General features: G+C 45.2%; 13 protein-coding genes and 1 pseudogene. 13 read left to right on the plus strand and 1 reads right to left on the minus strand.

Annotation, left to right across the window (positions count from 1 at the left end; genetic code table 11):
- Positions 1 to 54 precede the first annotated feature (54 nt).
- The 7 genes and pseudogenes from G5A70_RS06630 (at position 55) to G5A70_RS06655 (ending at position 12,545) form a co-directional block, all read left to right on the plus strand.
- Positions 55 to 954 (plus strand): DUF2935 domain-containing protein, encoded by a 900-nt coding sequence (locus G5A70_RS06630; RefSeq protein ID WP_173748880.1) that lies wholly within the window; start codon positions 55 to 57, stop codon positions 952 to 954.
- A 94-nt stretch (positions 955 to 1,048) separates the two neighbouring features.
- Positions 1,049 to 4,357 carry a UvrD-helicase domain-containing protein gene (locus G5A70_RS06635; RefSeq protein WP_173748881.1) on the plus strand — a complete coding sequence of 1,103 codons (3,309 nt, stop codon included), beginning with the start codon at positions 1,049 to 1,051 and terminating at the stop codon, positions 4,355 to 4,357.
- A gap of 154 nt (positions 4,358 to 4,511) precedes the next feature.
- A complete protein-coding gene (locus G5A70_RS06640) occupies positions 4,512 to 6,005 on the plus strand; it encodes a TIGR02677 family protein (protein WP_173748882.1) in 1,494 nt (497 codons plus the stop codon).
- On the plus strand, positions 6,002 to 7,147 hold the full coding sequence (locus G5A70_RS06645) for a TIGR02678 family protein (protein WP_173748883.1): 1,146 nt from the start codon (positions 6,002 to 6,004) through the stop codon (positions 7,145 to 7,147). The genes G5A70_RS06640 and G5A70_RS06645 overlap by 4 nt, the downstream gene beginning before the upstream one ends.
- Positions 7,140 to 7,721: a hypothetical protein gene (locus G5A70_RS15700; protein ID WP_226853539.1), complete on the plus strand. Its 582-nt coding sequence runs from the start codon at positions 7,140 to 7,142 to the stop codon at positions 7,719 to 7,721. The genes G5A70_RS06645 and G5A70_RS15700 overlap by 8 nt, the downstream gene beginning before the upstream one ends.
- Before the next feature lie 12 nt (positions 7,722 to 7,733).
- A pseudogene (locus G5A70_RS06650) lies at positions 7,734 to 11,240 on the plus strand (TIGR02680 family protein); the annotation flags it as partial.
- Positions 11,241 to 11,243: 3 nt separating this feature from the next.
- A complete protein-coding gene (locus G5A70_RS06655) occupies positions 11,244 to 12,545 on the plus strand; it encodes a TIGR02679 domain-containing protein (protein WP_173748884.1) in 1,302 nt (433 codons plus the stop codon).
- Positions 12,546 to 12,554: 9 nt separating this feature from the next.
- On the opposite strand, the gene G5A70_RS06660 is transcribed toward G5A70_RS06655, so the two are convergent.
- A complete protein-coding gene (locus G5A70_RS06660) occupies positions 12,555 to 13,793 on the minus strand; it encodes a MerR family transcriptional regulator (protein ID WP_173748885.1) in 1,239 nt (412 codons plus the stop codon).
- 173 nt (positions 13,794 to 13,966) lie between these two features.
- On the opposite strand from G5A70_RS06660, the gene hisD reads away from it, so the two are divergent.
- The 6 genes from hisD to clpB all read left to right on the plus strand — a co-directional run bounded on the left by hisD (position 13,967) and on the right by clpB (position 22,806).
- Entirely contained in the window at positions 13,967 to 15,232 is a 1,266-nt protein-coding gene (gene hisD / locus G5A70_RS06665) for a histidinol dehydrogenase (RefSeq protein WP_173748886.1), read from the plus strand.
- A gap of 86 nt (positions 15,233 to 15,318) precedes the next feature.
- Positions 15,319 to 16,041 carry a FadR/GntR family transcriptional regulator gene (locus G5A70_RS06670; RefSeq protein WP_173748887.1) on the plus strand — a complete coding sequence of 241 codons (723 nt, stop codon included), beginning with the start codon at positions 15,319 to 15,321 and terminating at the stop codon, positions 16,039 to 16,041.
- A 171-nt stretch (positions 16,042 to 16,212) separates the two neighbouring features.
- Positions 16,213 to 17,343 carry an Ldh family oxidoreductase gene (locus G5A70_RS06675; protein ID WP_173748888.1) on the plus strand — a complete coding sequence of 377 codons (1,131 nt, stop codon included), beginning with the start codon at positions 16,213 to 16,215 and terminating at the stop codon, positions 17,341 to 17,343.
- Between the two features lie 43 nt (positions 17,344 to 17,386).
- Positions 17,387 to 18,562: an NAD(P)-dependent malic enzyme gene (locus G5A70_RS06680; RefSeq protein ID WP_173748889.1), complete on the plus strand. Its 1,176-nt coding sequence runs from the start codon at positions 17,387 to 17,389 to the stop codon at positions 18,560 to 18,562.
- Between the two features lie 210 nt (positions 18,563 to 18,772).
- Positions 18,773 to 19,933, plus strand: a complete 1,161-nt coding sequence (locus G5A70_RS15705) for a GGDEF domain-containing protein (protein WP_173748890.1) — start codon at positions 18,773 to 18,775, stop codon at positions 19,931 to 19,933.
- 275 nt (positions 19,934 to 20,208) lie between these two features.
- Positions 20,209 to 22,806: an ATP-dependent chaperone ClpB gene (gene clpB / locus G5A70_RS06690; RefSeq protein WP_173748891.1), complete on the plus strand. Its 2,598-nt coding sequence runs from the start codon at positions 20,209 to 20,211 to the stop codon at positions 22,804 to 22,806.
- The last annotated feature ends 10 nt before the right edge of the window (positions 22,807 to 22,816 follow it).

The raw sequence follows: 22,816 nt of genomic DNA on the forward strand, positions 1-22,816 counted from the left end.
CAGTTCTCAGCATATACTATAAAAACATTGTGAATGCATAAGGGATGCAGAGAAATGAAAGAGTATGTATCCACATCATTGGAAACCCATTTGTTTTTTGGAAGAATTATGAAAGAACACGCGCTGTTTCTTCTGGCTGCTTTTCCGGCAGGAGAAACGGAATATAAAAGCAAAGCAGACTGCTTCCGCGAACAATTTGAAAAAGTACTGGAGCAGACCGTACGCCTGGCAGACGGAATGGTAAGCGAAGAGGTTTTAGATTCCGGGGAAGTGTTCACGGAATTTACGGAAATGGCAGAGCGGCAGACCAGGAAACTGACTCAGATTCCCATTGATATCCGTATTACCCAGGCAGAAAAGAAACTGCGGGCAGGCTGCGGAAACTGTCCGGACAGGAGAATGACACAGCAGATACAGTGTTTGAACCGGAAAGTTCTTCATCTGTTAAATGGTTTGATTGCGTTTAAAAAGAAAATATTGCAGGAGGTTCTTGCTTGTAATCTGTATACGGCAAATTATCCGCTGCTCATTGAACATATTATCCGGGAGGCAAAATTATACCGGCAGACCATTACAGCGCTGGAACAAAAGGGGTGTATGATGTCCCAGGATTTAAAAGCTGCAGAGCAATTTTGGAATCAGATTATGATGGAGCATGCGTTGTTTATCCGCGGGCTGCTTGACCCCACAGAATGTGAACTGATAGAAAAGGCAGATGCTTTTGCCGGGGATTACTGCAGTCTGCTGGAAATGGCAAGAAAGCAGGATTGCCGGACTGTGGTTCAACTGACGGGAAAAACACTGGAAACAACGGAGAAGTACCGTGATTTTAAAGCAGCAGGTGCAAAAGGAATTACGGGCTGTAGTATACGTTCCGTAATCCTTCCTCTGTTGGCAGACCATGTCCTTCGGGAAGCAAATCATTATCTCCGTATTCTGGAAGAAGAGGGGTAAAAGAGGGCAGGTAACTCCCTATTGTTCCTATGTTCTTTTTGTGCTACAATCAAACCACAAAAGAGGAAAGCACAGTACGAGAAGGAATATGCCCATGGGATTACTGGATTATTTTTGGGGAGCGAGGAAAAAAACAAAGGCGAATGTGAAAAAAGAGGTTTCCGGCAAATGCCAGGAACTTTTGCAGTGGAGCGGGTATTGGAATCAGCTTGTGGATGCAGACCACTATATTTCACGCAAAGAGTATCAGGCAGAACTTCAGCAGTATACGGAAACTATGAGATTTTTTCATTCTCTGGACGAAAACGATATTCTGGAGGATTATTGCGCAAAAAACGGGTTTGATGCCAGCCAGGCCAGAGACTTGTATCACAAATATGAGCAGGCAGATAAGCTTGTGGAAGCAGCAAACGAGGCATATCTTGCAGCCCGGCTCATAGAAGAGAAAGAATATCTGGATCATATTCTGAAGGATGTAGACCCGGTGATTCGTCTGGATGATGACCAACGGCGGGTTGTTCTTTCAGACGAGGATTACAGTCTGGTGGTGGCCGGAGCCGGGGCGGGAAAAACAACGACGGTTGCGGCAAAGGTAAAATATCTGGTGGAAAAGCAGGGAATCGACCCCAGCCAGATTCTCATTATTTCCTTTACCAACAAAGCGGTGAAGGAATTGCGGGATAAAATTAATGAGAATCTGCAGATTCCCTGTCCCATCGCGACTTTTCATTCCACGGGGAATGCGATTCTGCATAAAAATAATCCCGAGCAGCTCAACATTGTGGATGGAAGTAAACTCTACTATTGTGTGCAGAATTATTTCAGAGAGAAAATTCTAAGGGATCCAAGTGTGGTGGACAGTCTGATTCTATTTTTCGCCTCTTATTTTGATGCTCCTTACGAAGGGGATGATATCAATCACTTCTTTCATCACATGGCCAATGCCAATTATGCGACTATGCGGAGTGAATTGAACGATTTCAAGGAAGAGATTATTGACAGAAGGAGCAAAAAGAAAACTACCATTCAGAATGAAACGGTGCGTTCCATTCAGGAAGTAGAGATTGCAAATTTTCTGTATTTAAACAGCATAGATTACGTTTATGAACCGATTTATAAATACAATATTTCCATGGCGAAAAAGCCCTATACGCCGGATTTTATGATAAAACAGGGGGAGCATATTGCTTATCTTGAACACTTTGGCATTACGGAAGACGGAAAGAACTTTCTGTATGACAAAGAAGAACTGGAAGCGTATAAGAAAGCGATTAACGATAAAGTTCTTTTGCACCGGAAACATCACACAGAACTTCTTTATACCTTTTCGTCTTTCCGGGACGGCAGAAGTATTTTCCAGCATTTGGAAGAAAGCCTTGTGCAGCATGGTTTTACGTTAAAGCGGCGTCCAAATGAAGAAATTGTCAGGAAGCTGGTGGACTCGGAGGAAAATAAATACATCCGCCGTCTTGTGTTTCTGGTGACGAACTTTATCAGAAATTTTAAAACCAACGGGTATGATGAAAGGGATTTCGACAGACTGGCTCTGACAACGGAAAATGTAAGAACAAAGTTATTTCTGGACATTACCCATGCCTGTTTTTTGGAATACAAGAAATTTCTGGTTGAAAATCATGCCGTGGACTTTGAGGATATGATTAACGAGTCTGTGCGGGTTCTCACCGAAGTAAAGGACATGAAGCAGAAACTGGATTTCAAATATTTGATTGTAGATGAATATCAGGATATTTCCAGGCAGAGATTTGATTTGGTGCAGGCTTTTTCAGAAGTAGCGGATGCCAAAATTATGGCTGTGGGAGATGACTGGCAGTCTATCTATGCATTCAGCGGTTCAGACATTACCTTATTTACTCAATTTGAGGAGAAAATGGGTTATGCAAAGCTGATGAAAATTGTAAGGACGTATCGAAATTCTCAGGAAGTCATTGATATTGCGGGGAATTTTATTCAGAAAAATACGTCACAAATCAGAAAGTCTTTGATTTCGCCAAAACATATGGAAGAACCGGTTATTATTTATACTTATGACAGCCGGGCAAAGGACCCTAAGGCAGACCGCAGAAGCGGGGCAGCCTATGGGGTAGCTTATGCGGTTCAGACGGCCCTGGAACAGATTATGAAGTATGAGCAGCAGGAGGAGAAGAAAGACAAGAAATCCAGTATTTTGCTGTTGGGAAGATTTAATTTTGATGGGGACAGGCTGGCCAGGACGGGACTTTTCGAGTACATCAGCAGAGGCTCGAAGGTGAAATCTGTCAAATATCCGGATTTGGATATTACCTTTATGACCGCGCATGCTTCAAAAGGTCTGGGATATGACAATGTCATTGTCATAAACGGACGTAATGAAACGTATGGATTTCCAGCCAAAATTGAAGACGACCCGGTACTGTCCCTGGTAATCAGAGAAGACCGGAGTATGCAGTATGCAGAGGAGAGAAGACTTTTTTATGTAGCTATGACCAGAACGAAGAACCGGGTATATTTCATTGCACCGGAACAGAATCCTTCGGAGTTTTTACTGGAAATCAAACGGGAGTATAAAAATGTCTTTCTGCGGGGGAAATGGTCGGAAGAAAAGCCGGAGATATCCGGCAAATATAAATGTCCAATCTGTGGATTTCCTCTTCAGCTGAAATATAAGCCTGCCTATGGACTGCGCCTGTATATCTGCACCAACGAACCGGAAATCTGCAGTTTTATGACCAGCAATCTTCGCGGAAAAAAACTTTCGATTATGAAGTGCCCCGATTGCCAGGATGGTTATCTGGTGGTGAAAACTCCAAAAAATCAGAGCCAGTGCTTCCTTGGCTGTACCAATTATAAAGTCAACGGTCAGGGGTGCAACAAGACGATTTCCATGCGGGAATATTATAAAATGATGGAATATCCTCTGTCGGAATTGGAAGGGACGGCTCATGAAAAGATGGCATCTGCCCAACCGAGACCAGGAGATAACTGGGAACAGGATATTATGGAGATTACCAAAAACAAGAAGGTGGACGAGTCCGGGTATCCTGTGTATAAGGACCACAATATTCTGGAAATTGCAGGAACTGTGCTGCAGTGTCTGGTTCATATCAGTGAAAAGAAATTTTACGGTGAAACCATACTCATCGGAAGCTTATGCGGTTCTTCGGATAAGAGAATTCTTCAGGACGGGCTGGAAAAATTGCCGGAATACGGGAAGCTTTCTTATCTGGGCCGAAGCAATGTCCGGAAAGTAGTGGACTGGCTTTTGGAGCAGCATTATATACTGGAAACAAAGGGAGCCAATCCGGTTCTGCATATTACCAATGAGGGACTGCATTATAAAGAGCATATGACGCCGGGGAAGATGAAAGGGCTTTTGAAGGTGCTGGATGAGGGATCATTCATTTGAGCTTTTAGTTTAGAAGATAGGTCTGTTCAAAATAAACCAATCAGAAAAAATCTCTGTACATTTTCTGCCCTCCATGCTATCATAAACAAAGAAATACCCATACAGCAGGCAGTTTGACAGGTCTGTAAATACAATTTGTACAGAGGGAAAAAATATGGAAATTCAGGAAAAGATGAGAAAGCCGATGTTGGAGGCGAAATATCTGAATGTGGAAAATACAGACAGATATCGCCCTATCATCCGGCTTTTTTATTTAAAATATGAAAAACTGAAATACTGGCTTTATCAGGAAGAGGTTTTTGAAGAATTAAAAGAAGACCCGTATTTTGCGGATTATACCATGGAACAGTGCCAGCAGGACCTTACAGCCCTGGCCTCCTGGGGAAACCTGGTTACCATTCAGGATACCAGAAAGGTGACGACCATTGAAGAGTTCAAGAATAAAAAGTTCCGGTACCAGTTGTCGGAGACAGCCGTGGAAATCGAGCGTATGGTCATACGAATCGAAAATCTGTTTATTGAAGGCTCTTCACTGGAGCCGACTCTGTTGGAGCGGATTCGGATCAATCTGGGAAAACTGGAAGAAATGTCTGTAAAAGAGGATGAAAAACTGCATGCCTGGTGGAACGATTTGAACAATGATTTCATTCGGTTAAACCAGAACTATCAGGATTATATGCGGGAACTGAACAGTGTAAAAGCAGAAGAGATGATGAAAACCAGGGAGTTTCTTTTATTCAAGGACCGCTTAATGGAATATCTGCGTTCCTTTGTGAAAAGCCTGCAGGTGAACGTGGCGGCTATTGAACAGGAACTGCGGAAGGTGCAGGAAGAAACGGTGAAGGATATTCTGAAGAAAGTCACTGCTTATGAGCTTTCCATTCCTCGTATGGATGTGGAAATTGATGAACAGATGATTTACGAAAAAATGAGCGGCCGCTGGGAAAGTATGGTGGAATGGTTTGCAGGAAAAGACGGACAGGAATCGGAAGCCGGGAAGGTGTTTGATACCACCAACGAGATTATTCGGAAAATTACCCGCTATGCAACCCGCATCAGCGAGATGAGCAATCAGGGTTCCAACCGGCGGGAGGAATATAAAAAGGTGGCACAAATGTTCGCAAAATGCAGGGATCTTTCTGAGGCGCATCGGCTGGCAGCAGTGGTTTTTGGCGTGGAAAAACCACTGCATTTAAAGGGCGAAATGCCCAGGGAAACAGATAGTATTAACAGCGGTGTGTATGAAGAGAATCCTCATGTAGTTACGGTAACTCCAAGAGTTCGCACCTATCGGGAAAAGGCGAAAAGAAGTGGGATTATAGACCGCTCAGAAGAGAAAGAAGCCATGCGTAAGGCTGAGATACAGAGGCTGGAAAAGGAACGGAAATTATTAAGAAGTTACATCAAAAACGGCCGGCTGGAGTTTGCAAATCTTCCGGTGATTGAGCCTTATGTGCGGGATATGTTTCTTCTGTGGATGTCTAAGGCCCTGGAGAAGAAAAACCACAGAGCTAAGACAGAAGACGGTCAGATTTACTATATTGAACAGACCGATACCAAGGAATACTGTACATTAAAATGCACAGACGGAGAGTTTCAAATGCCTTGTTATACCATGGTATTTGAAGAAAGGGAACAGGAAATATGAAGGTACTGGAAGTGTTGCTGAACCGCAGATGGATTCTGAAATCCAGGGAGCGGGAATTGTATTATCAGGTAAAAGAAGCACTGGCATCCGGAGAGGAAAAGAAGTTTTTAAGAGAAAAGCTGGGGTATCAGGTGCTGATCAATCCCTATATGATTAAGGTGGAAAAACTGCCGGCAGTTCCGGAAAACTGGATGGGAATCTCAGACTTTCGTGACCCCATTGAGTATGTATTTTTCTGCCTGGTTCTCATGTTTCTGGAGGATAAAGAAGCAGAGGAGCAGTTTGTGCTTTCGGAACTGACGGAATATGTGCAGAGTCAGTATGAGAAGGAGCAGATTGACTGGACCATTTACCGCTACCGCCGCCATATGATAAAGGTGATGAAATACTGTGTGGCTTGCGGTATTCTGGATGTAAATGACGGAAGTGAAGAGGGATTTGCAAAGGATGATACCAGTGAAGTCTTGTATGAAAATACAGGTGTTTCCCGGTATTTTATGAAGAATTTTACCCAGGACATTATGGGATATACAGCGCCAAAAGACTTTGAAAAAGAAGAGTGGATTGACTTAAACGAGGACCGGGGAATTGTCCGCAGACAAAGAGTTTACCGAAGACTTCTGATGCCCATGGGCATGTACAAAGACACAGATACAGAAGAAGATTTTGCCTATGTGCGGAATTACCGGAATATGATACAGGGCGAATTATCGGAGTTATTTGAATGTGAACTGCAGGTACACAGCAGCAGTGCTTTTCTGATTTTGGGAGAAAATTGCAGGCTTGGACGGACTTTTCCGGAAGAAAATACGTTGTCCGATATTGTGCTGCTTTTGTATCAGCTCTTGCAGGAAGAAATCCGGGAAGGGAAAATTGAGGTGTCTTTGGACGAACAAATCCGCCTTCCAAAAGAGAATTTTCAGCGGCTTATAGAGAAATGCAAGGAGCGGTTTGGGGCTGGTTTTAATAAGACGTACCGGGAAATGACCTTTGCAGAGTTTTACCGGGAAGTCTATGACTATATGGAAAATCTGATGATGATAGAGCAGGCTTATGGGGATGTATGCATCAAACCTGTGGCAGGAAAAATTGTGGGAAGATACCCGGAAGACTTTAGGAAAGAGGGAGGAAACGATGAATAGTGGGAAGTGGCAGATAAACAAAGTGGGACTGGTGGATTTCTGGTACTATGATGAGGAAGCCTTTGATTTTTCGGAAGGACGCATGCTGTTAAGAGGTGCCAATGGTTCCGGAAAATCGGTTACCATGCAGAGCTTTATTCCTCTTTTACTGGATGGAAATATGCGTCCGGAGCGCCTGGACCCCTTCGGTTCCCGTGCAAGGAAGATGGAGAATTATCTTCTGGAAGAAGGGGATGAGCGGGAGGAAAGAACCGGTTATCTTTACATGGAATTTAAACGGCTGGAGAGTGAAGAATACCTGACTTTGGGGCTGGGAATCCGTGCAAGAAAGAATAAAAAGCTGGAATCCTGGTATTTTTGCATTACAGACAACCGACGAGTGGGGCGGGATATTTTTCTGTATAAAGATGTGGAAAACAAAATCACCTGTTCAAAAATAGAGTTGAAAAACAGGATTGGAGAGGGTGGAAAGGTCATGGAAACCCAAAGCGAATATACCGCCTGCGTCAACCGTCTGCTCTTTGGATTTGAAACTCAGGAGGAATATAAGGAACTTCTGGAACTGCTGATTTAGCTTCGTACTCCGAAACTCTCCAAGGATTTTAAACCTACGGTTATCAACGAAATTTTGAGCAGTTCGCTGCAGACCTTGTCGGAAGATGATTTGCGGCCTATGTCTGAGGCCATTGAAAATATGGATAATCTGAAAACCAACCTGGATACCTTAAACGAGAGTATCCGTGGGGCCAGGCAGATTGAGAAGGTCTATGACCAGTACAATCAGATTGTGCTGTACGACAAAGCCCTGCTGTTTGCAGATGTGGGAAAGGCTTATGAAGCCTGCCTGACTACGGAGAAAAAATTCACAGAAGAACTGACCCAAAAAACAGCTGCTCTGACAGAAGAAAAACAGAGGTATCAGGAACTTGTGCAGGAGGAAGAGGTTTTAAAAGAAGAAAAAGAATCTCTTACGAAAAGTGATGCGGCAAAGTTAAAGGAGCAGGAACTGAAGCTGGCAGAAGAGCTCCGGGAAAAGGAAGAAGAGAAAAAGACCAAGGAACGTCAGGAGCAGGAGAAAAAGGATAAGCTGCTGGAGGCAGAGGAACGGTTAAAAAAAGAGCAGGAACACAACGAAACAATCTGGGAAGAGATGGAAAACTGTCTGGAAGAAATGGAAGAGGAGATGGAAGAAGTCCCATTTGATGACTTTGCATTTTTGAAAAAAGAACTGCTGGAAGATAAAATCCCGGATTATTCCTTTGGGTCTCATACGCAGCTTTTGAAGGATTATACAGAGAAAGTAGAAAAGGGAAAAGAAAGTCTGACAGAGGAGAAAAACTGTCAGGAAAAATACGACCGGTATTTGAAGGAACTGGATGTGTGCCAGGAAGAACGAAACGCAGCAGAACGGGAAGTCCAGCAGTATGAGCGGCTGCTGCAGGAAACAAAGGCAGAGCTGACAGAACAAGTGTATCTCTGGGAACGGAAAAATCAGGAGCTTTCTCTTGCGCCGGAAGTCTTGCAGGAAATTTCCAGAAAGATTCAGGAGTATGAGCAGGGAAAGGATTATTCCGAAATACGGGAACTGGCGAAGCCGAGGCTGTATGAGAAGGAAAGCAGTTTTACCAGAGAAAGGCTGCTGCTGGAGCAGAATCTGGAAACAGAAAGCCAAAAACTTCAGGGATTGGAAGAAGAACTGACAGAGTGGCAGAATCAGAAAGACCCGGAGCCCCGGCAGCCGGAGTGTGTACAGGAAAACCGCCGTCTTTTAAGAGAAAAAGGCATTCCGTACCAGCAGTTTTATAAGACCATAGAGTTTGGACAGAACTTAGAGCCAGAGCGGGCAGACAGGCTGGAAGAAGCCCTGCTGCAGATGGGAGTACTGGATGCGCTGATTATTTCAGAAGAATACAGGGAAAACGTGCTGGCACTGGACAGCGGCGTATGCGACAAGTACATCTTCAGTGATGTTTCTCATGTGCAGGAAAACCTGAACAATGTGCTGGATGTGGATAACGGGGAACATGATATTTTGCTGTACCAGAGCATTTCCAATATTTTATCTTCTATTGGTTTTGGCAGAAAGACAGAGCAGGGAACTTCCTGGATTGACGAACAGGGTAACTACCGCCTGGGGGTTCTGGAAGGAACTGTTACCGGGGAATACCGGGCCAGATTTATTGGCGTGGGGGCAAGAGAGCAATATCGAAGGGAAAAGATAGAAGAACTGGAAAGTCTTTGCCGGGAGACGAAGCAGCAGGTGGCAGAGATAAAGGCCGCACTGGAGAAAAACCAACTGCGTCTGGAGCAGCTTCAGAAGGAATGGACAGAATTTCCAAAAGACGAAGATTTGAAAACAGCGGCGAAAGAGCTTGCGGACTGGGAATACCGCCTGGAACTTGCAGTCAGACGAGTGGGAGAGCAGCAGGCACTTACAGAAAAAGAGCGGAAGAAATTAGATGCAATCCGGGTCAAAGTAAGGGAATTATGCGGGAAATGTTACCTCTCCCCACGGTTGGATCTTTTTGCTGCTGTATTGGAATCCCTGTACAGATATAAGGAACTGATTTCGGACCTGCAGGTGGCTTACGGCAAGTACCAGAACGGAATCCGGTATGTGGAAAGTCAGCGGGAATATAGGGAAGGAATCGAGCTGGACTTAGATGATATCCGATATGATTTGAACAGGATTCTTTTAAAAGTCCGGGAACTGGAAGGTTTTCTGGACTCTGTGCGGAAACAATTGGCGCTTACGGATTATGAAGAAATTAAGGATCGTCTGGACTACTGTATGCAGCGTCTGGTTCTTCTGCCCGGTGAGAGAGAAAGCTGTGTGGGAAGGCAGAACAGACTGGAAAAAGATGCAGATGTGCTGCAGGAAAAAATACAGGAAAATGAGAAGAAAAAGGCAGAACTTCTGGAGAGAAAAGAGAAATACTGCCGTGTTTTTGAACTGGAATACCGTCTGGGATATGTGGAGCAGACTTTTCAGGAAACGGAAGATATGGGGACACTGGCTAAGGCGGTATGCAGCCGGTTTGCGGGCAGTTTTGGAAATAAAAAGCAGAGTGATGTCTTTGGCAGTCTGCAGGAAGCCTATCACCAGAACCGGGGATATCTTTTGGATTATCAGATTACCCTGTCCTCTCTTTTCGGAGAACTGGATGAGGAAAGCTCCTTCCTGGACATGAGTGTAAAGCGGATTGATATTTCGGCAAAATACAGGGGAACGGCAGTAAAATTTAAAGAGCTGCTGGAAAAGCTCTGTGAAGATGCAGAAGCCCTGGCGAAGATTTTAAATGAAAGGGACAGGGAGCTGTTTGAAGATATTCTGGCCAACACCATCAGCAAGAAAATCCGTGCAAAAATCCAGGCAAGCAGGCGCTGGGTAGAGAAAATGAATGCACTTATGGAGTCTATGCAGACCTCCAGCGGACTGAAGCTGAGCCTGCGTTGGAAAAATAAAAGAGCAGAAAAGGAAGAACAGTTAGACACCAGGGCTTTGGTGGAATTATTGCAGAAGGATGCAGAAATCATGCGTACGGAAGAGATAGAAATGCTCTCCCGGCATTTCCGTTCCAAGATTGAGGAAGCAAGGAAAATCGCAGGGGATATGGGAGCTGTGCAGTCTTTCCATGCAACCATGCGTGAGGTTCTGGATTACCGGAAGTGGTTCGAATTCCAGTTGGAGTGTCAGAAGACAGGAGAGAAGAAGAAAGAACTGACAGACCGGGTCTTCTTTACCTTCAGTGGAGGAGAAAAGGCCATGGCTATGTATGTGCCGCTGTTTTCTGCAGTTGTGGCCAAATATGCAGGAGCGCGTCCGGATGCACCCAAACTGATTTCTTTGGATGAGGCTTTTGCAGGTGTAGATGAAACCAATATCCGCGATATGTTCCGCCTTATGGTAGAGTTTGAGTTTAACTTTATGATTAATTCGCAGATTTTGTGGGGAGATTATGATACCGTCCCGGCCCTTGCTATTTATCAGCTGATTCGCCCGGAAAATGCCAGATTTGTATCCGTGATCCGTTATCTCTGGAATGGAAAAAAGAAGGTGATGGTGACGGATAAGACAGAAGAAGAGGTATAGAATATGGCTGAAATGGAACCGAAAAAGTTGGCAGAATGCCTGGACTATTTCAGGCAGCGTCCGGTTTATGAAAAACTTTTTCAAAAGTTCAGAGAAAAGTATGCAAGCCTTGGACATATGGGCGGAAAAGTGGTTCTGTCAGGACTTACTTTGGAAGAAAAGCAGCAGTTAGGCGGATTTCTGCAAAAGGATTACACAGAGAATAAAACCGTGACAGTTTCCGCCGAACTCCTGGAAAAACGCCTTGGTGAAAGCCGGTTTTCCGGGATTTCCGGGGAAACGCTTCTGCGGGCTTATTTCGGCAAAAAACTGACTGTGAAGAAAGAAGAAAAGCAGAAAGAAGAGGAAAAAAGGAACGCCTGTTTTGCAGAAATTCTGGAAGGCCAGGAAGAAAATCCGGCAGGAAAATGGCTGAAGGAGGTCTTGGAAAATCGCGGGAGCGGGTATGAGCTTCTGATGCAGCAGTACCGGGAAAATCCTGCGAAACTGGAGGAAATTCTGGAGAGTGTTATGAGGGCCTCAAAGCAGCTTAACCACATAAAAAAGAGGCAGCTTCTGGCAGTATTTGCAGCTCAGACAACGGGAAATCCTCATTACTTTGATACCGGAGAAACAGCAGAAAAACTCTTAATTTTATTCCTGAAACATCAGTTTCCAGGCAGTTATGAGAAAGGAATCTCCCCGGCAGAAGAGAGGAATCATCTGCTGTATCAGGCAGGGATTCTAAAAGATGACTTGTCCAATGAAACACTGGCTTATGGTCTTCATGCATGGAAACAAGACGGGAGTATGCATGAAGGAATCGAAGGATTTTTGAGAGAACAGGAACCTGTGCGTCTGACTCTGCGCACCCTTGGGGAAATCGGCGAAATCAGGGCACAGCAAAAAGAAATTTATGTAGTAGAAAATCCGGCCGTGTTTTCCGTTCTGACAAGCCGGAACCCAGCTTGTGCAGCAGTCTGCGTCAGCGGACAGCCCAGGCTTGCGACTTTGCTTTTGCTGGATTTTCTGAAAGAAAACCACAGGTTTTGGTATGCAGGAGATTTTGACCCGGAAGGGCTTTTGATTGCCCAGAGGCTGAAAGAGCGATATGGAGAGGCGCTGCATTTCTGGAAGTATGAGGCGCAGTGGTATGAGCAGTATCTGTCTTCTGTAAGACTGAGTGAGAGCCGGATAAAAAAGCTGGAGCATATTTATATGCAGGAACTGCAGGGCATTAAAGAAGGGATACAGAAACGAAAACGGGCGGCTTATCAGGAGGCCATGCTGGAAATTTATCAGGAAATACAGACGGCCTCGCTGTGACTGCGCCTCTTACCGGCACCTTTTTCCATGATACGGAAGAAGGTGCATTTTTTCACCCTTTACATGAAACCCAAATCCCAGGTTATTGCCCGAATCAGTAATACAGCCGCAGTCTTCCTGATACAGCAGTTCAAATCCATTGTTTTTTAATTCTTCCCGGAAGTAATGCAGATTGAAATTTTTCTCCGAGGATTCAGGGTACTGGCTTAAAAGCAGCTTCATGGACTTTTGAGCATGCTCAAAGTAAAAGTAAGTGCCGATAAGGTCTGCATCTTTTTTCAGATAAGGCAGAAGCCGTTCATACAAAAAGGTGCCATGATAAAAATTGTGCTCATTTGCAGCAAAGAAATCCAGATGCACGTCTATACATTCTGATTTTAGAGGGAATCGTGTGCTGCTGTCTGCCAGATATAAAATATCCAGATCCGGGCGTTGTTTTTCAATGAGATGTTTGTACATCAGCAGGGTTTCCGGGTATTTGTCAATGACGAGATACAGGCTGTCCTTTGGCAGGGCGGAAAGGTGATTATGCATAAAAAACCAGGCGTTGATATAGGTTTCTGCAACCACCTTTCCCCGGAGACTGGTTTCTTCCATTTGCTTCAACATCTGCTGGTAAGAACGCTCAAACATGGTGATAAGCTCCGGAGGCAAATCTTTGTAAAGTTCTCTGGTAACGTCCGGGGTGTCCTGCAGGTTGGTATTCTTGTTGGGCGTCATAAGGATTCCATTCTGAATCCGGGCCTGGTAGCCGCAGGAGCAGGAAAGGGCGCCTCCATAGAGAAAACGGGGATTCATTTCCACGTCTTTTAAGGACAGGGAACTTCCGCACACGGGGCAGCACAAAAGAGGCAGGGCAGACACCGGGACTCCGGTCTGCGGTATCCGGTCGGGCTGGTTTTCTTTCAGAGCCGCGATTTTTTCATCAAGTCTTCGGATAATTTCCTGTTTTCGGCTGATTTCCTGCAGGCAGAATTCCCGCTTGCCCTCGTAAACAGCCTTTAATTCTTCCATATCCTGGGAATCCGCCAGCCCGGAAATACGCTTGAGGGAAAGCAGCATGTGGATTTCCCGAAGGGTAAAATCCAGTTCTTTTAATTCCAGAATCCATTCCAAATCCTGAAGTACAGTTTCATCAAATACATACTGGCTCCTGGGCTTAGGGGGGACTAAAAGCCCGTAATTAATATAGTAATAAAGGTTATCCACGGAGATGTGGTAACGTCTGGATACTTCACCGATACGCATGAAAAGGACCTCCCGGTTTTGATAAAACCACTGTAGCATAAATCTTTAGTATACTCAAGGTTTTGGAAAAATATCCCGAAAAAAGACCGTTGACACAGGGGAAACTAAAGGTTTTACAATGTTTCCAGAAAGAAAAGCCGAAGACAGAAAAATCAGAACGGGAGTGTGTGGAGATGAAAGTTTTAAAAGAAGCGGTAAAGAGAACAGAAGAGGACAGAAAAAATCTTACAGAAACGGTAAGCCGCATGATAGAGGAAGTAAGATGCAAAAAAGACGAAGCCTTAAAAGCTTATAATCTGCAGTTTGACGGCTGCACCAGAGAAACGCTGCAGGTAAGCCGGGAAGAAATACAGAAGGCATACAGCCAGCTTACCGGGCAGGAGATTGAGGACTTAAAGAAAGCGGCAGGAAATATCCGGGCATTTGCCAAAGCACAGAGAGAAACGGTAAAGCCTTTGGCAAATTTCAGCCCCATGCCGGGAATTTTCTTAGGACACAGGATTCTTCCGGTGGAATCCTGCTGCTGTTATGTGCCCGGTGGGAATTATCCCCTGTATTCTACAGCGTTAATGCTGATTATTCCTGCAAAAACCGCAGGGGTAAAGCGGGTGGCAGCCTGTTCTCCGGTGATGAAAGGAACCAATGCTATCAATCCCAAGACTTTGGTTGCCATGGACATTGCAGGCGTGGATGAGATTTATGCCGTAGGAGGCGCCCAGGCAGTGGCTGCTTTTTCCTACGGGACAGAGGAAATTCCGGCCGTGGATATGATTGTCGGACCAGGAAACCGCTTTGTGACAGAAGCGAAACGCCAGTGTTACGGTCAGGTTGGCATTGATTTTGTGGCAGGCCCCAGCGAAGTCATGGTGCTGGCAGACGGCAGCGGAACCCCGGAGGTGGTGGCCGCAGACTTGTTGGCGCAGTCTGAACATGACCCTAATGCAAAGGGAATTTTGGTAACCACAAATGAGGAATTTGCAGAGAAAGTGATAAAAGCAGTAGAAAAGGAACTGAGCATGCTCTCTACCGCAGAAATTGCAGAGAAATCCTGGAACACTTTCGGAGAAGTGATTCTGGCAGACAGTGAAGAAGAGATGGCAGACCTGGCAAATGCCTATGCGCCGGAGCACCTGGAAGTCAATATGAAAAACGCCGAAGAAATGGCGGAAAAGCTTTACAACTATGGTTCTCTCTTTATTGGTGAAAATACGGCAGAGGTGTTTGGAGACTATGCTTCCGGAACCAACCACACGCTTCCCACTCTCCGGGCAGCCCGTTATACAGGCGGCGTATGGGTCGGCACCTTTTTAAAAACCTGCACATACCAGAGTATGACAAAAGAAGCCATGAAAGAACTGGCGCCGCTGGTGGCAAGACTGGCAAAGGGCGAAGGTCTCATGGGACACGCAGAAGCCGCAGAAGTGCGGGAAAAGAAATAAAAGTTGGGATTTTCTCTGAAAATGGGTTCTTGCTGACAGGCAGTGCTTGTTATATACTGTCTATAGAAAGAGAAAGGCAGGAAGCTATGTTTAGAAAAATTGAGAAGGAAAATCCTTTTGAGGAAATTTTAGACCAGATTATTGAAAATATCAAAGAGGGAACTCTGAAAAAGGGAGATGCGCTTCCGGCAGAACGGAATATGGCAGAGGCCTTAGGAGTTTCCCGCCCTGTGGTGCGGGAAGTGTTAAGAACCCTGGCTCTGCTGGGGATTATCAAGACGGTGCGGGGAGGGGCAAGTTATGTATCCGAAAACCTGGAAAACAGTCTCATCGAGCCGCTGTCCATATTGCTGCGGTTAAACAACAGCAGCGTTTACCATAATCAGCAGCTTCGCAGCGCTCTGGAAGTAGAGGCTGCCCGTCTGGCTGCCAGAAACTGTACACCGGTGGACGCCGCAGAACTCCAGCTGATTCTGGCCAGACTGGACGCGGCAGAGGAAGAAAGAGTCAGAGGAGACTTAGACCGGGATTTGCATATCAAAATCGGAAAAATGGCGCAAAGTCCCATGCTGTTTTCCGTAATGAGCGCCTCCGCCCAGTTGACGGAAAACATCATTACAGGAATCCGAAGCTATATGATGCAGAAACAACATTCCGTTTCACAGATGGATGAACAGCACCGGAAACTGGTGAACGCAATTGTGGAGCACCGGGAGGAAGATGCTGAAATCTGCATGAAGGAGCATATGAAAACCATAGAAAATTATATATTGGAAATAGACCGGAAAAAAGAGAATACACAGGTCTGAAACGGAGCTTAAAAGCTGTTGCATAAAAAAATGCGGCGGCTTTTTTTATATCCAGGTAGTTTACAGGCATTATTTCTCTTTTTTCCATTGCATTTTGTATTTTGTGGTGGTATAATTCGTTTAAAGATTGGTAATACCAATAAAGATAATGGAATACCAGGAGGCCACGTTATGGGATATGTAAAATGGAGTTATCCGGTTCTGGAACATTTTTGTTATGATGTGTTCAGAGCTTTTGGATTTAGTGAAAAGGAAAGCAAAGAAATCGAAGATGTACTGCTGACTGCGGATTTGTTCGGAATAGAAAGTCACGGTATGCAGCGTATGGTGCGGTATCACAAAGGAATTGAAAAAGGTACGATTCACCCAAAGGAAAAACCGGAGGTAGTGTTTGAAACACCTGTTTCTGCAGTGGTTGACGGACACAACGGTATGGGACAGCTGATTTCTATTTTTGCCATGAATAAGGCGATTGAAAAAGCGAAGACAACGGGAATCGGTATTGTGACAGTAAGAGAATCCAACCACTTTGGAATTGCCGGCTACTACGCAAAGATGGCCAGCGACCAGGGACTGTTGGGAATGGCCTGCACCAATTCCGAAGCGATTATGGTGCCTACTTTCGGGAAAAAAGCCATGCTGGGCTCCAATCCCATTGCGGTAGCTATGCCGGCAGACCCCTATCCTTTCCTCTTTGACTGTTCTACCACGGTGGTAACCCGAGGAAAGCTGGAAATGTACAATAAGATGAACAAACCTCTTCCGCAAGGATGGGCCTTGGATGCAAACGGACACGAAAGCACACAGGCGCCCACGGTACTGGAAAATATTGTTTCCAAACGCGGCGGCGGTATTATGCCTCTGGGAGGAAATAAGGAAGTGAGCGGCAGTCATAAAGGATATGGATACGGTATGCTGTGCGAATTATTCAGTTCTATTTTTTCTATGGGGGTTACCTCAGAAAAATGCTGTACTTTCCCGGATAAAACAGGTATCTGTCATGGATTTGCAGCAATAAATCCAGAGATTTTCGGAAACCCGGAGGAAATTAAGGCACACTTATCCGAATATCTGGAAGCTTTACGGGAAAGTCCGAAAGCAGAAGGCGAGAGCCAAATCTACACCCACGGAGAAAAGGAAATTTTTGCAGAAAAGGACAGAAGGGAGAACGGAATTCCTGTAAATGACAATACTATGGCGGAACTGGCAAATCTCTGTGCTTATCTGAAGCTGGATTTCCATTCTTATTTTAAGGACTATGAACTGCCCGGAGACGGAACGTTTTTCACAGGAAATTATTAATCAAACCCATAGACGGAAAAAGTAGGGATTAGGAGGACGTATCATGGATTATGCAAAAGAATCATTGAGATTACATAAAGAGTGGAAAGGAAAAATTCAGGTTGTGGCAAATGTGCCGGTAGAAACCAAGGATGACCTGTCTTTGGCTTATACGCCGGGTGTGGCACAGCCTTGTCTGGAAATCCAGAAGGATGTAGAGAAATCTTATGAACTTACCAGAAGATGGAATATGTGCCTGGTGGTTACAGACGGTTCTGCCGTTTTGGGACTGGGAGACATTGGCCCTGAAGCCGGAATGCCGGTTATGGAGGGAAAATGTGTGTTGTTCAAAGCTTTCGGAGATGTAGACGCATTTCCTCTCTGCATTAAATCACAGGATGTCGATGAGATTGTAAATACGATTTACCTGATTTCCGGTTCTTTCGGCGGTGTCAATCTGGAAGATATTGCGGCTCCCAGATGTTTTGAAATCGAGAAAAAACTGAAAGAGAAATGTGATATTCCTATTTTTCATGATGACCAGCATGGCACGGCAGTGATTACTTTGGCAGGCTTAAATAATGCTATGAAGCTGACTGGCAAGAAGAAAGAGGACGTTTCCATTGTTATGAACGGCGCCGGTGCGGCAGCAATTTCCATTGCCAGACTGCTTTTGAAAGCAGGATATAAAAAGGTTACCCTCTGTGACAGAAACGGAGCGATTTACGAAGGCAGAAAAGAGGGCATGAATGCAGTAAAAGAAGCGATGAGTAAAATCACCAATCTGGAGAAAAAGCCAGGAAGCCTTGCAGAGCAGATGAAGGGTGCGGATGTCTTTATCGGTGTATCTGCACCCGGAGTAGTGACAAAGGAAATGGTAGAGAGCATGGCAAAGGATGCAGTTATTTTTGCCTGCGCCAACCCGGTTCCGGAGATTTATCCGGAAGAGGCCAAAGCAGCAGGAGCGAAAGTGGTAGCAACAGGCAGAAGCGATTTCCCGAACCAGATTAACAATGTTCTGGCATTCCCGGGAATCTTTCGCGGAGCGTTTGATGTGAGGGCAAAAGATATTAATGATGAAATGAAGATTGCGGCAGCAGATGCTCTGGCAGGACTGATTACAGAAGAGGAACTGACCCCGGATTATATTATTCCCAAAGCTTTTGACAAAAGAGTAGGCCCGGCAGTGGCGAAAGCAGTAGCCAAAGCTGCCAGAGACACCAAAGTTGCAAGAATATAAAACAGAAAAAGAATAGACGGGAAAATGGGACTGCAGGGGCAGTTCCATTTTTCGGTAAATTGTACATGCAGATACCGGAAAAGAAAGACAGAAGTAAGTCATAATAAATAAAAAAGCCGCGGTAAAGGAAAAAAGGATAGGATAAGGATTCCTTGTTTTTTCTTTTTGTGTTAAAATGGGCAAGGATATATACAATAAGGGAGTATACAAATGAGAAAGAGGTATTTTTCACGAGTAGACCGGCAGGTAGCAATGCTGCTGAGTACGATATTGATTTTATCCAGTTTATCTATATATTTCGTGACCACTCAGATTTATTATCGTTCCGTACTAAAAAGTCTGACCGGACGTGTGAAAAACATACAGGAATATATTGAGCACCAACTGACGCCGGAGACGTTTTCAGATATTAACAGCAAAGAAGATATGAATAAGGAAAGCTATCAAAAACTCAAGAATCAGATGGAAGAAGTTCGGGATATCGGTGACTTAAGGTATCTGTATACGGCGAAGAAAAATGATGCAGGGAAGCTAGTGTATGTAGTGGATGGTCTGCCCGAAACAGCAGATGATTTTCGTTATCCGGGAGACCTGATTGAGGTGGAAATACAGGAAAAACTGGAAAGCGCACTGAAAGGAGAAATGGTACTGCCGGATAAAATCATGGATACGGACTGGGGAGACATATTTATTGCTTATTTTCCCCTGCACGATGAGGATGAGAAGGTAATCGGGGCTCTTGGAATTGAACTTGCAGCGGATGTAGAGGCAGCGACTTTTCAGGAAGTGTCCAAGTCGGTAAGTGCGGTGTGCGTGACTTTCTGTGGGATTGCTATTGCCGCGTCCATTCTGATTTTCCGGAGAATTTCCAATCCCTTATACAGGGATATGGCGAATACGGATTTTATGACAAAGCTGAAGAATAGAAATTCCTATGAAACAGACAGAGAGAATCTGAATGCCCGGAAGCGGATGGAAGGTATGACTGTGGTGGTCATTGATGTCAATAACCTGAAGCTGGCCAATGACTGTCTGGGACATGATATAGGAGACAGCTGCATTATCAATGCGGCAAAGATTTTACAAAGTGTGGAGTCAGCCCGGATTACAGCGTACCGCTACGGCGGTGATGAATTTGTCCTGCTGATGGAGAACCAGCCTGAGCCGGAAGCGCTTCTTGAAAGCATAAAGGACAGGTTCCGAAAATACGCAGATAAGCTGAAAGTGCCGGTAGCCCTTGCTGTGGGATATGCGCAGTTTGACCCTAAGCTGGATAAGGACATCAGGGATACACAGAAACGGGCGGACGAACAGATGTATCAGGACAAAATGAGAATAAAGGAAAAAGAGGAGCCGATGGAATCTGTGTGATTCTGTCGGTTTTTTTGAAATGCTGTTTGCAGGGAGACGGAAATACTGCTGCAATAAGGCGCAGAGAAATCAGTGGGAAAGGTGTGAAGAAGTCTATGATGAAAAGTCAAAGAGTATCGCAGGAATAGAATGACAAGGTTGAAAAACTTCAAAAAAATTAGCACTCGACCCTTGACCTGGCTAACAGAATGTGATATTGTTATAATATAAATAGAACAAGTAAACAACATTCGGAGTTTCTTCCGAAGATAGGATAACCAAAACGGAGGGATTTTATGAACATTACAAAATTTACACAGAAATCACTTCAGGCTGTTCAGAACTTAGAGAAGACTGCTTATGAATTCGGCAACCAGGAAGTGGAGCAGGAACATTTGTTATATAACCTTTTACATCAGGAGGACAGCCTGATTTTAAAACTCATTGAGAAAATGGAGATTCAGAAAGAGCATTTTCTGGACCGTGTGGAGCAGGCCTTAAATGCCAGAACGAAGGTTTCAGGGGGTCAGCCTTACATCGGTCAGTACCTGAATAAGGCTCTTGTGAGTGCGGAGGACGAGGCATCTAATATGGGAGACGAATACGTTTCCGTAGAGCATTTGCTTCTGGCGCTTTTGAATCACCCCAGCCCGTCTATGAAAAAAATCTGGCAGGAGTATGGTATTACAAAGGAACGTTTCCTGCAGGCTTTAAGTACCGTGAGAGGAAACCAGAGAGTCACCACAGACAATCCGGAGGTCACTTACGATACTTTGAATAAATACGGACAGGATTTGGTGGAAAAAGCCAGAGAGCAGAAACTGGACCCGGTTATCGGCAGGGACAGTGAAATCCGGAATGTGATTCGGATTCTGTCCAGAAAGACGAAAAATAATCCGGTGCTTATCGGTGAACCCGGTGTGGGTAAAACAGCGGCTGTGGAAGGGCTTGCCCAGCGTATTGTGCAGGAAGATGTGCCGGACGGCTTAAAGGATAAGAAAATTTTCGCTCTGGATATGGGCGCTCTGGTGGCAGGCGCCAAATACAGAGGTGAGTTTGAGGAACGTCTGAAAGCCGTTCTGGAAGAAGTCAGAAAGAGCGAAGGGCAGATTATCCTCTTTATTGATGAGCTGCACCTGATCGTAGGAGCCGGAAAGACAGACGGCGCCATGGATGCGGGAAATATGCTGAAACCGATGCTGGCCAGAGGCGAGCTGCACTGTATCGGCGCTACAACCCTGGATGAATACCGCAAATACATTGAAAAAGACGCGGCACTGGAACGTCGTTTCCAGCCGGTTATGGTGGATGAACCTACAGTGGAAGACACGATTTCGATTCTTCGTGGACTGAAAGAACGGTATGAAGTATTCCACGGAGTAAAGATTACGGACAGCGCCCTGGTGGCTGCGGCAACTCTTTCCGACCGTTATATCAGCGACCGTTTCCTGCCGGATAAGGCCATTGACCTGGTGGACGAGGCCTGCGCCCTGATTAAGACCGAATTGGATTCCATGCCTACGGAACTGGACGAAATGCGCCGGAAGATTATGCAGATGGAAATCGAAGAAGCGGCTCTGAAAAAGGAAAATGACCGGCTGAGCCAGGATCGTCTGGTAGATTTACAAAAAGAAATGGCAGAACTGCGGGACGCTTTTAATACTCAGAAAGCCCAGTGGGACAATGAAAAATCCACGGTGGAGCGTCTGCAGAAATTAAGAGAGCAGATAGAGGACATGAATAACCAGATTCAGAAAGCTCAGAGAAATTATGACCTGGACGAAGCGGCAAGGCTGCAGTACGGTGAACTTCCCAAATTGCAGAATCAGCTGGCAGCAGAGGAAGAGCGGGTGAAAAATCAGGATTTATCTCTGGTGCACGAAAGTGTTACGGATGAGGAGATTGCCAGAATTATTTCCCGCTGGACAGGAATTCCGGTGGCAAAACTCACGGAGGGTGAGAGAAGTAAGATTCTGCACCTGGAAGATGAACTGCACAAGAGAGTCATCGGACAGGATGAGGGTGTCACCAGGGTGACAGACGCCATTATCCGCTCCAAGGCGGGTATCAAAGACCCCACAAAGCCCATTGGTTCCTTCCTGTTTCTGGGACCTACGGGTGTAGGTAAGACGGAACTGGCAAAAACTTTGGCAGCAACGCTTTTTGATGATGAGCAGAATATGGTTCGCATTGATATGAGTGAGTATATGGAGAAATATTCCGTATCCAGACTTATCGGGGCGCCTCCGGGATATGTGGGATATGAGGAAGGCGGCCAGCTGACAGAGGCTGTCAGAAGAAAACCGTATTCCGTCGTGCTTTTTGATGAAATCGAGAAGGCTCATCCGGATGTCTTTAACGTACTTCTGCAGGTGCTGGATGACGGACGAATCACAGACTCCCAGGGCAGAACCGTGGACTTTAAGAACACCATTCTCATTATGACTTCTAACATCGGTTCGCCGTATCTTTTAGAGGGAATCGAGGAAAACGGTGAGATTAAGCAGGAAGCAAAGGAGGCTGTGGAGAAGGATTTGAGAGCCCATTTCCGTCCCGAATTTTTAAACCGTCTGGACGAAATTATTATGTTTAAGCCTCTGACCAAAGGAAATATCGGCGGCATTGTAGATTTGCTTATGGCAGATTTGAACAGAAGGTTAAAAGACCAGGAATTATCCATAGAATTGACAAAAGCTGCAAAAGATTATATTATTGAGGGCGGATATGACCCTGTATACGGCGCCCGTCCACTGAAAAGATATGTGCAGAAATATGTGGAAACACTGACTGCGAAACTGATTCTTTCCGGGGACATCAGCACGGACAGCAGGATTATCCTGGATGTGGAAAACGGGGAGCTGACGGCTCATGCAGAGAAGGTGCAGCCCTCATAAACAGGAGGCA

It is taken from the genome of Blautia hansenii, from assembly GCF_013304445.1.
GTDB lineage: Bacteria > Bacillota > Clostridia > Lachnospirales > Lachnospiraceae > Blautia.

Bases quoted from the DNA above. Each gene is read 5' to 3' on its own strand.
- G5A70_RS06655 (WP_173748884.1), top strand. From the start codon at position 11,244: ATGGCTGAAATGGAACCGAAAAAGTTGGCAGAATGCCTGGACTATTTC.
- G5A70_RS15700 (WP_226853539.1), top strand. From the start codon at position 7,140: ATGAATAGTGGGAAGTGGCAGATAAACAAAGTGGGACTGGTGGATTTC.
- hisD (WP_173748886.1), top strand. From the start codon at position 13,967: ATGAAAGTTTTAAAAGAAGCGGTAAAGAGAACAGAAGAGGACAGAAAA.
- G5A70_RS15705 (WP_173748890.1), top strand. From the start codon at position 18,773: ATGAGAAAGAGGTATTTTTCACGAGTAGACCGGCAGGTAGCAATGCTG.
- G5A70_RS06680 (WP_173748889.1), top strand. From the start codon at position 17,387: ATGGATTATGCAAAAGAATCATTGAGATTACATAAAGAGTGGAAAGGA.
- G5A70_RS06670 (WP_173748887.1), top strand. From the start codon at position 15,319: ATGTTTAGAAAAATTGAGAAGGAAAATCCTTTTGAGGAAATTTTAGAC.
- clpB (WP_173748891.1), top strand. From the start codon at position 20,209: ATGAACATTACAAAATTTACACAGAAATCACTTCAGGCTGTTCAGAAC.
- G5A70_RS06660 (WP_173748885.1), bottom strand. From the start codon at position 13,793: ATGCGTATCGGTGAAGTATCCAGACGTTACCACATCTCCGTGGATAAC.
- G5A70_RS06675 (WP_173748888.1), top strand. From the start codon at position 16,213: ATGGGATATGTAAAATGGAGTTATCCGGTTCTGGAACATTTTTGTTAT.
- G5A70_RS06630 (WP_173748880.1), top strand. From the start codon at position 55: ATGAAAGAGTATGTATCCACATCATTGGAAACCCATTTGTTTTTTGGA.
- G5A70_RS06645 (WP_173748883.1), top strand. From the start codon at position 6,002: ATGAAGGTACTGGAAGTGTTGCTGAACCGCAGATGGATTCTGAAATCC.
- G5A70_RS06640 (WP_173748882.1), top strand. From the start codon at position 4,512: ATGGAAATTCAGGAAAAGATGAGAAAGCCGATGTTGGAGGCGAAATAT.
- G5A70_RS06635 (WP_173748881.1), top strand. From the start codon at position 1,049: ATGGGATTACTGGATTATTTTTGGGGAGCGAGGAAAAAAACAAAGGCG.